Origin of the sequence: Thermoanaerobacterium sp. RBIITD (genome assembly GCF_900205865.1) — a bacterium.
In the GTDB taxonomy this organism is placed as follows: Bacteria; Bacillota; Thermoanaerobacteria; order Thermoanaerobacterales; family Thermoanaerobacteraceae; genus Thermoanaerobacterium.
This window is the reverse complement of record NZ_LT906662.1, coordinates 287,076-302,633: the sequence shown is the minus strand read 5'-3', so window position 1 is coordinate 302,633 and position 15,558 is coordinate 287,076. Positions and strand designations below refer to the sequence as shown.

Genomic DNA, 15,558 nt, shown 5'->3' with positions numbered 1-15,558 from the left:
AAAAGGGTGATGCATATGATAACAGGTGTTATAATGGCAGGGGGCAAAGGCGAAAGATTCTGGCCCAAAAGCAGGATAAAGATGCCAAAGCAGTTCTTGAAGCTTTATGGCGAAAAGACGATGATTCAGCAAACAGTGGACAGGCTTAAAAAATTGATGCCGATTGAAAATATATTTGTTGTTACAAACATAGATTACGCCGGTATTATTAGCGACCAGATACCGGAACTACCGACTGAAAATATATTGATAGAGCCAATGGGTAAAAATACTGCAGCATGTATAGGACTTGCGGCACTACATACAGAAAGACTTGATAAAAATTCTCTAATGGTTGTTGTTCCATCTGACCATGTGATAAAAGATGAAGAAACATATATAGATGTATTAGTATCAGCATTAGAAAAAGCACAAGATGGTGACAATCTCGTGACAATAGGTATAAAACCTACACATCCAGAAACAGGATATGGATATATAAACTTTAGGAAACTTACAAATGAAATAATAAACAATAATCCTATATATAAGGTAGAAAAATTCGTAGAAAAACCAGATCATGATACTGCAGTTAAATATGTAAAAAGCGGAGATTACCTCTGGAACAGCGGTATGTTTATATGGAAAACATCAACAATATTAAAGGCAATAAAAGAATACATGCCCGGATTAGACAAAGCATTAAATATGATAAGAGAATACTTTGATTCAGATGAGATAGAGAAAGTATTATATGAAGAATACTCAAAACTTGAAAGCATATCGATAGATTACGGCATAATGGAAAAAGCAAAAAATGTCTATGTGGTGCCCGGTGATTTTGGCTGGGATGATGTAGGAAGCTGGACATCAATAGAAAGGCTTTACGAAAAAGACGAGAATGGCAATGTCATAAAAGGCAATGTGGTAAGCGTAGATACAAAGAAATGTATCATAACAGGAAGCGAAAAGCTCATCGCAACACTTGGCATAGAAGATGTCATAATTGTAGACACAGAGGATGCTTTATTAATATGCTCAAAAGACAAAGCTCAGAATGTGAAAGAAGTATTGCAGGAGCTTAAAAAGGAGAAGAGTGAATATTTGTGATGATTAAAGACGAAATAATATCATATTTTTTTTTAAATTTTATCGATATGTTTATTATGGTAAAATTTAAAAAAACAATTTGATATATATTAGGGGTTTTATATGTTAAATTATGCAGAGCCCATGTCATGAAAGTAGGAAAATTTGGCTCAGAGGTAAACCAGCATTCGAGAAGAGAAGGGGTTAACAAGGTATGGATCATAAATTAGATGAGATTAAAAATATATTAGATTATTGGTATAAATTGGAGTTATTTATGCCATTTTGGCCTGAGATAAAAGGCGATAGGGTGATAGCAGATAAAAATAGGAAAATCATACCATATGTAGCCAAGACTAATGATGCAAATGATACATTTGTATATAACATATATCTTGGTAAGATTACTCTGCAGGATTTAATTGAGGATATGTTCAATGCCATTGGTGAAAGAGATGATCTAATTGATAAAGATACATCATTGTCCTGTGTCTGTGTGTTTCAATTAACTTATGAAGGAAAATACATTGAAAAATCATTTCGCGTGGTTAATTTGATCTGGGCAACTGCTAAGGTAATAGAAAGTAAAAGTTTAAATGTAGCACTTGATGAATCAGAAATAAAGGAATTCAATAAAGAAATAGATAGTTCTATATTAGATGAGTTACAACTAAAAGACAAAATAATGTCGTATGAAGATTTGATGAAGATTTTTAAATTTGTCATGAACAAGATTCCAGTAAAAATTAAAATGGAAGATAATGAGTTTTACGTATCTATAAATAAAGAATATATTAAGACAAACAATAATAACTCAGTTGAATACAATGTAGATAGCGGTTTGTCAAATGATAATAATTTCAAACAAGATGAGACTGAGTTGGATACGGTTCAAAATATGGTATCCAGTTTCTATCTTACAGATATTATGGAGATAATAAATAGTTTAAAAGAGCATGAGATTGAGAATAATGATAAAATTGTTGATTATATAGGAGCATTAAAAGAGGACAAGAATAGAATAGAGATTTGCAAAAATGAGGAAGAGATGGAAAAGTGGCTATTACCTGATAAATTTCCGCTTGGAAAATGGCCATCTGAATATAGCCCAAGTTTTATGCAGCAAATAGCCATAAATTTGGCCATATCAGAAGATAAAAATATGGGGTGGATATTCTCAATAAATGGACCACCCGGAACAGGGAAAACAACCCTTATAAAAGAGATAGTAGCTGAAAATGTGGTCAAAAGAGCGTTGCTCATGTGCAAATATGAAAATCCAGATTGCGCTTTTAAACAGCAAGAATTTAAAATGCCAGAGAATGAATTTTTAAGATATTATTATAAACCTGATAAACTGCTTACTAAATATGGAATTTTAATTGCGTCTAATAATAATACAGCTGTTGAGAATATCTCTATGGAATTACCAACTGCTGAAAGCGTCAAAAGTAGCAATACATCACATTTTGATATTGACTGTAATGAAGAGATCTATTTCTCTGGAATTGCAAATAAATTACTGAGTAATAAAAAATGCTGGGGGTTAATATCTGCACGACTTGGTAAAAAATCAAATATTAATAAATTTATAGATGCTATTTGGTTTAATAATGATATAAATCTGAAAAATTATTATAAAGATAGTAAACCTGATTGGTGCAGCGCAAAAAAAGAATTCATGGATAAGTATTCAAAGGTTATGGATTACAGAGAAAAAATTAAGGATGCAGTTGATGCAACAAACGAATATTATGAGCTTAAAAAAGAATGCAGTAATATTAGAAGTAAAATTGATAAGGAACAAAGAGATTTAAAAGAACAAGAGAATATATACAGTTTAAAGGTAGAGGAACAAAAAATTATAGTTGACCAAATAAAAATGTTAACAGAAAACTATAGGTTGCTCAAAACCCGGCTTCCACTTTTCAAAAGAGTATTCTCTTTCTTTTTTAAAAATGACCCTATTGTTTTTCAGCTTACCAAGCTGAGAGGGGAATTGAATTCAGCTATAATCAAACGTACAGATATGGATATGAAAATAAGTAATTTGTTACGTGATCTACATAATCTGAGAAGGAAATATGAAACAGATAAGAGTTATTTAAAAGATAAGGAAGAAAAACTGGCAAAAAGAAATGAAGATATTGCAGAGATTAAGAAACAGTTTGGTTCTAATTTTGCTGGTGAAGAATTTTGGGTGGATATAGAGAAAAATATAAATTCTCAACTTGCTTGCCCATGGACTGATAAAGAATATGATAAACTCAGAGAAGAATTATTCTATTATGCATTAAGACTACATAAGGCGTTTATCTTAAACTCAAAATCAGTAAAGCAAAATATAAATTGTTTGGTCAATATGTGGTGGAATAAATTTTCTATACAGAACAGAAGAGATGCATATGCTCATTTGATCAATACGTTATTTTTTATTGTGCCTGTAATTTCCACTACATTTGCGTCGGTATCTACGCTTTTAAAGTATATAGGTAAAGAAGAACTTGGTACGCTTATTATCGACGAAGCCGGACAGGCCACTCCTCAATCTGCTTTAGGAGCAATGTGGCGGACATGTAAATCCATTGTTATTGGTGACCCTATGCAAATAGAACCTATTGTTACAGTACCTGATATATTTTACGAGAAATTTGCAGCGGAATTAAATATAGATAAAGCATACATTTCTAAGACTGTATCGGTTCAGAATTTTGCGGATAAAGCAAATAGATATGGGGGGTATTTGGTTTGCGGAGATAATAATGTGTGGGCTGGCTGTCCATTGTTGGTACATAGACGCTGTATAGATCCTATGTTTTCTATTTCTAATGAGATTGCATATAATGGTAGAATGCTTAAGGAAACAAAAGAACCAGATAAAAATATACAACTTATATTTAATAAATCTGAATGGCTAAATATAGGAGGTAAAGAAAATGGAAACAAGGATCACTATGTTAAAGAACAAGGAGAAATGGTTGTTCAAATTGTATTAGATGCGATGAAATTAGACGGTAAACTTCCTAATCTTTTTATTATAAGTCCATTTAAATCTGTCATATATAATATGAAGAAAACCCTGAGGGAATCTATTAAAGAAAACCATAAGCAATATAATGATGATGATATTAATCAATGGTTGGAAAGGTCTTGTGGAACCATTCATACATTTCAAGGAAGGGAAGAAAATGAAGCTATTATTATACTCGGCTGTGATGGAAGAAGTGAAGCAGCTGCTCGATGGGCTGGAAGCAAACCCAATATACTCAATGTGGCTGTGACAAGGGCAAAGTATAGGGTTGTCTTTATAGGAAATCATGAATTATGGGAGAAGATACCTTATTTTGGGAAAGCATACAAAATTTTGAGCGAGTATACGAAAGAGCAGTACAATAAAGACCAGTGAGGACATTTTCTGGGGCACACAATGAGTAGTATGTGAAAAGGGTATGTCTTTCCACTGATTGATTTTAATCATCAGTGAGGTAATCTATTGAATTGCTTTTAATAACTGTAATCAAAATTTAATTCAGTTTACTTTCAACTTTATTTTAATATTTTATTTTTAAGATCATAAGAAAATGCATCGAACTTAACATTTATGGCATTGAGTATATTTTCTTGAGCTTTCTTTATTCTGCCTTCAATTTGGCCTTTCTTTATGCCCTCTTTAATGCCTTCTTCTTTTATTGCCGGGTCATATAGAGTTTTAATTATAATGGTCACATCCTCATCTATCTTATGGTATTCCCCATACTAACTATAAAGATAACCTGTTCTATTTACCAACATATCTAATATTCTCTTTAGATCACTAGTGAAAATTTGTTTCCTATCATGCAGCTTATTCAATATATTAAAGACTTTATTTATAGTGTTTATAAGTTTTTTTAAACTCTTCATTTATAAGCTGAGCCTTCTCTTTTTTAGGCCTATTGCTTTTATATATAGCCATTATCTTCTTTCTGAATTTGAATACATGCAATGGAAGTATAGCATGCATCGAATATCACCAGTTGCTTTGGAAACTTTAGCTAAAAAATAGTGGTATATAAATATTTATGTAATATGTTTTTAAGAAAGTAATTATGTTGATGCTGAAGACATACTTTTGATGTGCTCAAACGAAAATGGTAGAATTCGAAAGGAATATTGAGGGAATGAAAGAGAAGGAATGTCTGTGAAGATTCAAAGGCAATTTTAGTAAACAGGATTTTTTATCTTTTTATTTTTTTCTATGTGTCAAAATATTTCAAATGTTTATGTTGTTTTTAGAAAAATAAAGTGATAAAATGAAGGTATAATAATGCCTTATTTACAAAATTTTTTTAGAAGGCTTATACCAACATCTTCTAAGTGAACCACTTCTATGATATTGTTTTTTTATTTTAAAGTTTTTAATTGTCTTGAAGGGGTTATGGTTTTAGCTCATATATTTTTAAAGTTTATTGCTGGTCATCAAAGAATATGAAATGGAAGGTGAGTATCATATGTCTGTTGAGCAGGATAATTTTTTAGAAAATAAAGCAGATGTGTTATATGTGATAATGGGGACAAATCCATTTCCAAATATAATTTCTGCTGTGACGAGGCTAAAAAATGATGGGAGAATAATTTGCATATGTACGGATGAGACAGCAGAGTATCCATATGAAAGATTTAGGAAATTAATAGTTACTAAAAACATTACAAATAAGGTTGAGAAAATTGTGATTAGAGATAAATCCTATATGGGATCTATAAAAGATGCTTTGGTAAAAAAACTTGATGAAACCTTAAAGGAAGGCAATAATATAAATCTTTTGGAGCTAAATTACAATGGTGGTACAAAGGTAATGTCATCAGCAGCGTATGATGTAGTCAAAAATTATGATTATAAAAAGCGAGATACAGATGTGAATTTGACTTATATTGATCCTGAAAGAGAGTTTATATACTGTGAATACAAAAGAAAAAATAAGCAGGATTTTAATCACTTTTCAAAAAAGTTATCTGAGCTAAATGGATGCTGCGATCTAAGTGTAATGGACATAGTATGTACATATTTAGATGCTGATATGATTAGATTTGATAAAATAAAATACAAATCTAAAATGAATGAGTTATCAAATAAACTGGGTGATTTAGTAGCAAATATGAAAAACGATGATGAATACAACAAAGTAATAATTTTTATAAAATCTTTATACTGCCTTTCTAAAAAATACAATAAAGCAAGTGAAGAATTTAAAAATGAATTAAATGGATTATTTCGCAATTGTTCTGAAATGAAAGATTATATAGACATTAATTCTTTAGGATTTGACAGCAGCAAAGACATGTTTAATTATTTTAAAAAGACAGAGTGGCTAGAGGAATATATTTTAAATATATTAGTTGAACTTAAGGGTGAAGCCATTATAGATGATGCACTATCAAATATCACTAAAAAGTATGATGATAGTAATAAAGATGAATTTGAAGTTGATTTAGTGGCATATAGAAAATATAAAATATTTGCTATTTCAGTGACTTCAGAATCTGATACTGAAGTTGCCAAGAAAAAGTTATATGAAATAAAACAAAGGGCGAAGTATTTAGCAGGTGACGAATCAGGAATATGCTTTATTAATTTATGCTGGAATGTTAAACAAATAGAGGACGAATACAAAAACATATGGGACGATTTTACTACTAAAAATACACTTATATTAGGGGCACAAGATTTTCACAATTTAAAAGCTAAATTAAAAGAATGGATTATGGGAGGGGTTAGAAGTGGAATGCAATGCTGATTATCTTATTTCTCTCATAGGAACAAACCCTTTGCCGGCATTTATCACAATACTAAAAAATGCTGATAAGAATACGAAGATTAAGCTTGTCTATACGAAACCTACTAGGAACAATATAAGTTCTAAGAAAATCGCAGAAAACTTATCAAAAGTAGTTGTCGAAAAAATACCTAAAATAAGCGTAGAATTTGTAGAATGTGATAAAAGTAATACTAAAAAAATTCAAAAATGTATTAAGGATGTGATAGACTCAATTAAAAAAGATGCTGGCTATGGAGGTTATGCCAGAAAAGTAATCTTAGATTATTCAAGTGGTACTAAAGTAATGTCAGCTTTATTTACAGAAAGATTTGCGAATTTAAAAGAAGATATTTTGGCTGTTACAATTTCATATGTAGATGATGATGACAAACAAATATTTGAGTATTCTTACAAGGATAAAGATAAAAAATTTCCTATTAAAGAAATTGTAAATAGATTTGATTTGTCTGTGGAAGATATCACAAGAATACACGGCTATAGTAGATCTTCAAAGTCTCAGGAAGAGATTTTGAATGGAAAAGTTAAGTATATAAAGAATCCTGAGTTTATCTCTTCTAAAAATGGACTACCTATAAATGTAGATGAAGTTTATATTTTAGATGGGCGACTTATAATGTGTTTTAAATCTAAATATGAAAATAAAAACAAATCCGAGTATAAGATGGAGCTATTTAAAATAAAGGATATTTCAGATAAATTGGGCGGCAGTAAAAGTGAGATAATATATCAATCCGATTGTAATGGAGAAACAGTAATGAGACTTAAAAAAGATATAAAAAGTGATTATGAATATGAAATGGATGAAAGGGCTTCTTTTATAAATCTTAATGAATCTTTTGTTGAAAAAATAATTGAGAAGTTTAAAATTGAAGGAGGAAATTAAATGAATGCGTTGGTCTTATGGGAAATATCAAGAAAACAAGATTATATATTTTCCAGCAATAGGTTAAAAGAAAACATAGGTGCTTCCTTTATTATCGAAGAAATAGTAGAGGAATTACCAATGGAAATAGAAGAAGATTACAGCAAAAATGTTGTTTATAATGGTGGTGGCGGAAGTCTTTACAATTTTGAAGCTGTAGATAAAGCAAAGGAGTTTGTAAGTAAAATAAGTAAAGAGATACTTAAAAGTTATCCTGGCATAGAGGTGTTTTTCGTTATACAGGAATATGATGTGGAAGAAGATAGAGTAATTGATAAAATCGATGAATCTTATCATAAACTTGCTGTAAAGAAGAATAGGAGGATGTATAGTGGCATCCAAAATTCATTTGGAATTGAGACGGTATGCAGAGCTACTGGATTACCTGCTGAATATAAGGATGAAGAGGATAGATATATAAGTAAAGAAATAAAGGTAAAAATAGATAGCGCTAAAGATAAAAGAAGTAAAAAGTTTGATAAATTGCTTCCATCAAATATCAAAAGCATAAGGGAATTTGATGATTTAAGCAAAGGTGATAAAAACTATTTAGCAGTTGTACATATTGACGGGAATCGCATGGGAGAGAAATTTAATGAACTTAAGACATGTTTTAAATATGAAGACGGAAATTATAAAAAAACTAATGAAGAATACCTAGTGGCTCTGAAAAAATTTAGTAAAAATGTAAAAGAAATATTCGAAAATGCTTTTAAAGAGATGACATCAGTAATAGAAAAAAATCGTGATAATCTAAAAGATGATACAAAGATAGATGAAGACAAATTTCCTGTTATACCAATAATAGTAGCTGGCGATGATGTTACATACGTTACAAATGGAAAAATTGGTATAGAATCAGCAAGAGTTTTTTTGGAGTACTTAAATGATAAGGAGATAGAATTATATAAAGGTAAAAAAATTAAATTAAATGCTTGTGCAGGTGTTGCGATTGTAAGGATATCATATCCTTTTGCTAAAGCTTATCAGTTAGCTGAGGATTTATGCAGCAATGCCAAAAGAAAAATTATCAAGGATTATTATAATGAAGATAAGGACTTTTCACTTATAGATTGGCATATTGAACAAGGGGAGTTATCAGGTACAATAGCCGATATAAGGGAGAAATTCTATAAAACACTTGATGGGAAAGAACTATATATGAGGCCTTTGTATATGAATAATAATGAAAAGGAAGTATGGACAAGCTATAAAAATTTTAAAGAGGCATATAAAAACATCTCAGATAAAGAAATTTACGAGAAAAAGATTCCAAGAAGTAAGCTCAAACAGTTAAGAGATGTCCTCAAAGAAGGAGAAAAAGAAACTGAACGATTTTTAAAAGTAAATAATTTAGAAAATTGTTTTTCGAGATTAGAAGGGACAACTGGAGATTTTTGCTTTTATAATGATAAATGCATGTATTATGATGCTATTGAGATAATGGATCTTTTTATAAATGATTTGAAAGGGGATAAAAATGGGAAAGTATAGAATTGAAATGAAACTATTGACAGAAACAATATTTGGAAGTGGCTATTCAATACCGGGAACAGTTGATTTAGAAATAGTTTATGATGAGTATGGGCTGCCTTATATGAAGGGCAAGACATTTAAAGGCAATTTTAGAAAAGAAATGTCAGAAGTGGTAAAGTTGTTAGGGGAAGAGAAGTATAAGCATTTATTAGTATCTCTTCTTGGGAAGGAAAATGGAGGAGTAGATTCATGGAAGAACCTCAAATTCTCCGATTGCAGAATTGCAGAAAATATAAGGGGTGTTTTGGCATATGGAGTAAAAGAAAGACTTTTTGATTGCGATGAAGTAAAAGATGTTTTAACAGATGTAAGAAGTTTTACAAGTCTCGATGACGATGGTTCTTATAAAAAAGGCTCTTTAAGGCAATTTAGAGTGATTAAGAAAGGGCTTATATTTGTGGTTGATATTTATTCTGGCAGAGAATTATCTGAAGAAGAGCTGGGGATTATAGCTATCACAGCGAAAATGTTAAGGCATATTGGTACTATGAGGACAAGGGGCAAAGGAGAAGTTGAATGTAACTTTAAGGTTTTTCAAGATGGTGAGTATAAGGATATGACTCAAATCTATGTAGATAGCTTTTTAAAGGGGGTAAAGGATGATGGCAAAGTACCTAACATATGATATAGAAGCATTAGAGGATATAAAGCTTGCAAAAACAAATGTTCAAATAGATTCACAGGAGTCGATGGAATATATAACCGGTTCAGCTATTAGAGGAGCCTTCATATATGAATACATAAAGAAAAATAGTATATCAGATATAAATCAAGGAATCCATAAAGAAAAATTGTTAAAAGGTGGGATTAAATTTTTAAATGCATATCCAGTAAAAGATAAGTATGACGAAAGAAGTATTCCTTTTCCAAAATGTTATTTTGCACCCAAAAATGATATAAAGTCATTTGAAAGGTATTTGGAGCTCAAACTTGGTATTGACAATAAACTTGACCCTGGATTTGAAAGGATACGTATTGCAGAATTTTCGAAATATGATAATGGTGAGTATGACATAGTGAAAGTTAAGAAAAAGTCTAATCTTCATATAAACAAATCGCGAAATAAAAACAACCTTTTTAGATACGACTCTATAAAAAGGGGGCAGTTGTTTAAAGGCATTATAAAAGTTGAAGATGAGGCATATGTAGATGAAGTTATAGAATTATTTAATGATGCTGTTATATATATAGGGGGCTCAAAAGGGAGCGGTTATGGTAAGTGCAAGATTACAAATATGAAAAGTGAGAATGACAATCCAGAATACCTGATGTTTCGAGGTAAATACGATTTTGAAGATTATATTTATCTTTATGCAATGTCGGACATTATATATCGGAATGAATTGGGAGAGTATAAAACATTTATTGAACCCGAATATATTCGTGAAAAATTGAATCTTAAAAAAGTTGTTTATATTGATAGTTCAATTGAAACTAAACCTTTGACTAATTTTAATAATAAATGGAACTGTCGCACGCCTCAAATAGTTGGAATAAAAGCAGGAAGCATATTTAAATACAAGATTGAAGGAGAGATCAATGAAGAAGTATTAAAAGAATTTGTTGACAGAGGTATAGGAGAAAAAAAAGCAGATGGTTTTGGTAGAGTTGTATTGCTTGATGATATTGAAGAGATTTCTAAATTAAAGAGTTATGGCGATGAAAATGACACTAAGAGCGATTTGCATGAATTATTGGAAAGACTTAGACCTGAAGACGAGAAACAATTAAAAGATATGGTTACCATGATATTTAAGAAAAGGGTTGAAGATAAAATAGCAGAAAAGGTTTTGGATATAGATAATGACTTAGAAGGTCAAAAAGAGTTAAGGCAAAGTCAGTGGGGCAATTATAAGGATCTTTTTACTGAAATGCTTTATAAAGAACCTTATGAAGGAATTAAATATTATCAGGAATTTATAGAAAATATTAAGACTAAAGGAAGTGCTTCAAAAAACTCTTCATACAAGCAGTTAAGTAGAATAAAGTACAGAGATAGGGATTTTGTAGAGTTTTTAAATGATTTTGTTGTAAATAGTAATAATGTTGATTCATTTTATAGTGAAGCTAAAGTAAAGAGAATTGAGATTGGAAAAATCAAATCAGATGTAGATGAAAAATTTGTATATCAAATGAATTTAAAAGTTTTAATAGGACTTTGCCAATATCAGATTAGGAAGGAGGATGACAAGTGAGAGAGGTTAGTTTTATAACAGCAGAAATAATTAGCAAATCTCCTCTCTATATTGGAGATGATGACAGGGATATTTTGATTGATAAAGAAGAAGGGAAGGCATATCTTCCTGCAACAAGTATTGTGGGTTCTTTTAGGGCTTACCTAAAATCAATTGGTGAAGATTATATAAAGCTTTTTGGTGAGCAGAATATTGAAAGCTCTATTTATGTAAAAGATGCGTTTGCAGAAATAACTAAGTTTGAGAGAAGAAATAGAGTCGCTATTGATGATGTAGCAGGAAGCCAAGAAGATAAGCACAAAATTGACGAGAAATATTTATGTAAGGGATTAAAATTTAGTTTAACTTTTGAAATACATAGTAAAGAAAAACATGAAAGTTTAGATGAAATGATTTATAAATGTTTAAGGGCTCTAAATAAAGGTATAATTCGCTTTGGAAGCAATAAAAGTAACGGTTTAGGGATTTTTGAAGTAATAAGCGTTAAAAATTTAGTTTTTGATTTGGGGGAAATAGATAATTTAACAAAATATCTAAAAAACGATTTTTCAGGCATGAAGGAAATCAAAGATAATATTTTCAATACTGTTGAAGACAAAGCATATATTACATTTATAATAAATGGGGAGTTTACTACGCCATTATTAATAGGAGCTCCTAAAACTTTTAAAACAGGAGATGCTGACAGGAGAAACATTAAATCAGGTTCAGAATATATAGTACCTGGCAGCAGTTTTAAGGGTGTTTTAAGGTCAAGAGTTGAAAAAATTGCAAAACATTTTGATAGTTTAGATAAAGCAAAAGAAATGTTTGGTGATACGCAGGATGAGGAAGAAAAGCATATGTTAAGCAGAGTTTTTGTAAATGAATCTATAATAGACAATAGAAATTTTGAAGACAAAGTACATTATATTAGAATAAAAATTGATAGATTTGCTGGTGGTACAAGAAGTACTGCCTTAACGAATGATATTCCTGTGAAAGGGGAGACCCAGTTTAAAGTTCTTTACAGAAAGAAAAATGATGATGTATTTGATAATTATGCAATTGGCTTAATAACACTTGCTTTAAGAGATATGGGGACGGAAAATCTACCACTTGGCGGCGGTAGCAATATAGGGAGAGGTAGATTTAAAGCACGTACAATGGAAATAATGATTGGCGATAAAGTTATAAACATAGATTTTGATAAAAAGTCAATTTCCGATGAAAAAAAATTAAATTATTATGTTGCAGCCGCAAAAAACTTCATGAGACAGGAGGGTAAAGATGAATAATAGTTATCGGTTAAAAAAATTAGATATAAACAGTCTGAAAGAAATTTTTAAATTTGATTTTGATGGAGAATTTACATTAAAAAATAATTTGAATAAAGAGACATTGATAAATTTAGGATTGATAGATTGTATAATTTACAACTACGATTCAGTATTATCTGATAAAATCTCAAATGTAGATATAGATTATGACAACCTTATTGAGGCGAGATTTTTTAATAGCAGTGCAGAGATAAGATTATTTACTGATGATGATAAATTAAAAGGAACAATATTTATTGAAGAAGATTCTGTGGGAAAAAACGAATATATAGAGTCTGTATTTATTTTATATCCCAGATATGGTGAGAAAGAAGTATATGCTGAAAAACTGAGGGTAAGGAAATATATAAGTTATGATGATGATAATCAGGCTTATATAAGTTATGTAAAGCCTTGTGAACTAATTTTTAAGGAGTGATAATATGAAGCCGGAGATAATAGAAAAAAAGAAATTAGGTCAATATGCAGTAGCACCGTACAATTTTGTTAGTTTTCCAAAGAAAGCAGTAGTGAAATATAAAAAAATAGAGGAACTTCCAGCGCACAATGATTTTAAAGGATTGAGCGGATATGTAGAATATACTTTAAAAGCAGAGACGCCTATAATTGTATCTACAGGTGTTAAAGATAAGCAGGTACATTTTTTTATCAATACAAACGGGAAATATGCTATTCCTGGAAATACAATTAGAGGTATAGCAAGGACTAATTGTCAGATTTTAAGTTTTAGCAATATTATTGGAGAGAAGGATAAAGAGGGTAATTATGAAAACAGTGAAATTGAAAATTCGAGGTTTTTATATAGAGACATTGCAGGTAATAACTCTTTAAGTGCAAGATATAAAAGTATTTTAGGTGTTGATGTAACTAGAAGAATAGCAAAGAATGTTAAAGCAGGATATATAGTTAATAGAGCAAATAAATATTATATCGAACCAGCTAAAGAATTAAAAGTAGGTGTACCGTATTTCAGGATTGATGAGATAATATTAAGAAGGATTGCGTCAAATAAAAATATTGATGGAATCAATTTTATGTATAAAAAAGATTTGTTAAACTGTGAAGTTGAATTGAAAGAGATTAAAAGAGAAATAGCAAAGAATAAGGATAACAAGAGCAAAGAAAGAGAGTTGAATAGTAAGTTAAAAAGCATTTTAAAGGATTTATCAAATGAAAGAATATATAAACCATATCAAACAGGGATATCATTTGAGTTTGACAGTAAAACTGGAAGAATAATTGATATAAATAGAAAAGGCATACTCAGCCAAAATGGATATTTATTGTCTGGAGGTTTTATATTAGGCAAATTAAGCCATTATATAGTTCCTGAAGCAGATGATAAAAGCGGAAATATAAAAATTCTGAGAGAAGATATAGAAGCTTATAAAGATGACCTGATACGAACCAAAAAGATGAATAATAAAGAGGAAATTTTTAAAGGCAAGGAGTTTTTTGCTTTACCTAAAAAAAATGAAAGAAAGCCGGTATTCTATATAAATACCGATAGATTACATTTTGGATTTACACCTTATTTAAGAATTTATTATACAAAAACAGTTTTAGATGGTGTGTCACAATTGTATAAAGATACAAAAGATGTAAGTTATACAGATGGGATATTTGGCTTTAGTAAAAAGTTAAAAAGAGATGATGGAGAAGATAAGAATTTTAATTATAAATCCCGTGTCAGTTTTGAAGATGCAGAAGTTGTTGGAGAGCCAGTATTAGATGAAGATAGCGTAATGACTATAATACTTGCAGAACCGAAACCTACAAGCTATAATTTATACTTAAAACAGGATAAAGACGCAGATAAAAAGTTGCTTAAGATTTATGAGGATGATTTTAAAATAAGAGGTTTTAAACAGTATTGGTTAAAGGATTATATAGAGAAACCAGAATTAGAAGATGCCAAAGCTGAAGAAATGAAATTTACAATACACCCTTTAAAAGAAGGCACTATATTTAAAGGTAGGATATATTTTACAAATTTAGATGAAGAAGAATTGGGACTTTTAGGTTGGGCATTAAAATTAAATGATGGCTGTTACCAAAATATCGGATTAGCAAAGCCTTATGGTTTTGGTAGGGTTAAAGTTGAGAAAGTAAAATTATACATAGAAGACTTAAATAAAAAATATGATTATTTTAGTTTTGATTATTTTAATGAAGATGATTTGGACAAATACATAAATATTTACAAGAGGAATTTTTCAGATAAATATTTAAATGGGCAAGACATAGAAAACATAGATACGATAAAAGAATTTATGTTGATTAAGTCTAAAGTTATAAAAATTAAAGATGCGAATAATTACAGGTATATGGAATTAAATGAATTCAGAAATAAAAAGGCATTACCTGAAATACTTAAATATGAAGAGGCATTTTTAGAAAACAATATAAAAAGGTCTAAGAAAAGCGGTAATGTTGCAAAAAAGGACAGCTACAGTAAAATAGATAGAAATTATAAAAATAGCAATACTGCAATTGCTGATGCTTTTAGAAAAGCTGAGGAAAACAAAAATAAAAAGAAGAGGAAATAAGATGATGATTTCATATTACAGAAAGTATTTGGAACACAGGAAAATAAAGAAACGATAACAATAAATATATTTATTTTAATTATATAGAAATAGACAAATATCATACAGTATTTTATTTAAGAGATAATGAAGAAAAACATTATATTGACATAT

At 29.9% G+C, this 15,558-nt stretch carries 11 protein-coding genes; 10 read left to right on the top strand and 1 reads right to left on the bottom strand.

Translation table 11 applies throughout. The features are described from left to right. Nucleotides 1-15 precede the first annotated feature (15 nt). Together CPG45_RS01465 and CPG45_RS01460 are read left to right on the top strand one after the other, a co-directional pair. A complete protein-coding gene (locus tag CPG45_RS01465; protein ID WP_096230303.1) occupies nucleotides 16-1,089 on the top strand; it encodes a mannose-1-phosphate guanylyltransferase in 1,074 nt (357 codons plus the stop codon). A gap of 193 nt (nucleotides 1,090-1,282) precedes the next feature. Next, nucleotides 1,283-4,474, top strand: coding sequence for a DEAD/DEAH box helicase (locus CPG45_RS01460; RefSeq protein ID WP_096230302.1), 3,192 nt, complete (start codon nucleotides 1,283-1,285; stop codon nucleotides 4,472-4,474). A 140-nt stretch (nucleotides 4,475-4,614) separates the two neighbouring features. Here CPG45_RS01460 and CPG45_RS01455 read toward each other — a convergent pair whose 3' ends face one another. Continuing rightward, nucleotides 4,615-4,794: a hypothetical protein gene (locus tag CPG45_RS01455; protein WP_096230301.1), complete on the bottom strand. Its 180-nt coding sequence runs from the start codon at nucleotides 4,792-4,794 to the stop codon at nucleotides 4,615-4,617. 764 nt (nucleotides 4,795-5,558) lie between these two features. Between CPG45_RS01455 and CPG45_RS01450 the strand changes: the two genes are divergently transcribed. Genes CPG45_RS01450 through CPG45_RS01415 form a run of 8 tightly spaced genes read left to right on the top strand, consistent with a single transcriptional unit; the run spans nucleotide 5,559 to nucleotide 15,405 of the window. Beyond that, nucleotides 5,559-6,842, top strand: a complete 1,284-nt coding sequence (locus CPG45_RS01450; RefSeq protein ID WP_096230300.1) for a PDDEXK family nuclease — start codon at nucleotides 5,559-5,561, stop codon at nucleotides 6,840-6,842. Next, nucleotides 6,826-7,767, top strand: coding sequence for a hypothetical protein (locus CPG45_RS01445; protein ID WP_096230299.1), 942 nt, complete (start codon nucleotides 6,826-6,828; stop codon nucleotides 7,765-7,767). Before CPG45_RS01450 ends, CPG45_RS01445 begins: the two co-directional genes overlap by 17 nt. Continuing rightward, entirely contained in the window at nucleotides 7,768-9,300 is a 1,533-nt protein-coding gene (locus CPG45_RS01440; RefSeq protein WP_096230298.1) for a Cas10/Cmr2 second palm domain-containing protein, read from the top strand. Further along, complete coding sequence (locus tag CPG45_RS01435) at nucleotides 9,287-9,967, top strand: RAMP superfamily CRISPR-associated protein (RefSeq protein WP_096230297.1); 681 nt, start codon at nucleotides 9,287-9,289, stop codon at nucleotides 9,965-9,967. The genes CPG45_RS01440 and CPG45_RS01435 overlap by 14 nt, the downstream gene beginning before the upstream one ends. Beyond that, nucleotides 9,942-11,537: an RAMP superfamily CRISPR-associated protein gene (locus CPG45_RS01430; RefSeq protein WP_096230296.1), complete on the top strand. Its 1,596-nt coding sequence runs from the start codon at nucleotides 9,942-9,944 to the stop codon at nucleotides 11,535-11,537. Before CPG45_RS01435 ends, CPG45_RS01430 begins: the two co-directional genes overlap by 26 nt. After that, on the top strand, nucleotides 11,534-12,814 hold the full coding sequence (locus tag CPG45_RS01425; protein WP_096230295.1) for an RAMP superfamily CRISPR-associated protein: 1,281 nt from the start codon (nucleotides 11,534-11,536) through the stop codon (nucleotides 12,812-12,814). Before CPG45_RS01430 ends, CPG45_RS01425 begins: the two co-directional genes overlap by 4 nt. Further along, nucleotides 12,807-13,274, top strand: coding sequence for a hypothetical protein (locus CPG45_RS01420; RefSeq protein WP_096230294.1), 468 nt, complete (start codon nucleotides 12,807-12,809; stop codon nucleotides 13,272-13,274). Before CPG45_RS01425 ends, CPG45_RS01420 begins: the two co-directional genes overlap by 8 nt. 4 nt (nucleotides 13,275-13,278) lie before the next feature. Continuing rightward, nucleotides 13,279-15,405, top strand: coding sequence for a TIGR03986 family type III CRISPR-associated RAMP protein (locus CPG45_RS01415; RefSeq protein ID WP_096230293.1), 2,127 nt, complete (start codon nucleotides 13,279-13,281; stop codon nucleotides 15,403-15,405). Nucleotides 15,406-15,558 lie beyond the last annotated feature (153 nt).

What these genes read in the sequence shown, in the direction of transcription:
- CPG45_RS01460 (WP_096230302.1), top strand. Translation starts at nt 1,283, where the DNA reads ATGGATCATAAATTAGATGAGATTAAAAATATATTAGATTATTGGTAT.
- CPG45_RS01430 (WP_096230296.1), top strand. Translation starts at nt 9,942, where the DNA reads ATGATGGCAAAGTACCTAACATATGATATAGAAGCATTAGAGGATATA.
- CPG45_RS01415 (WP_096230293.1), top strand. Translation starts at nt 13,279, where the DNA reads ATGAAGCCGGAGATAATAGAAAAAAAGAAATTAGGTCAATATGCAGTA.
- CPG45_RS01435 (WP_096230297.1), top strand. Translation starts at nt 9,287, where the DNA reads ATGGGAAAGTATAGAATTGAAATGAAACTATTGACAGAAACAATATTT.
- CPG45_RS01465 (WP_096230303.1), top strand. Translation starts at nt 16, where the DNA reads ATGATAACAGGTGTTATAATGGCAGGGGGCAAAGGCGAAAGATTCTGG.
- CPG45_RS01420 (WP_096230294.1), top strand. Translation starts at nt 12,807, where the DNA reads ATGAATAATAGTTATCGGTTAAAAAAATTAGATATAAACAGTCTGAAA.
- CPG45_RS01450 (WP_096230300.1), top strand. Translation starts at nt 5,559, where the DNA reads ATGTCTGTTGAGCAGGATAATTTTTTAGAAAATAAAGCAGATGTGTTA.
- CPG45_RS01440 (WP_096230298.1), top strand. Translation starts at nt 7,768, where the DNA reads ATGAATGCGTTGGTCTTATGGGAAATATCAAGAAAACAAGATTATATA.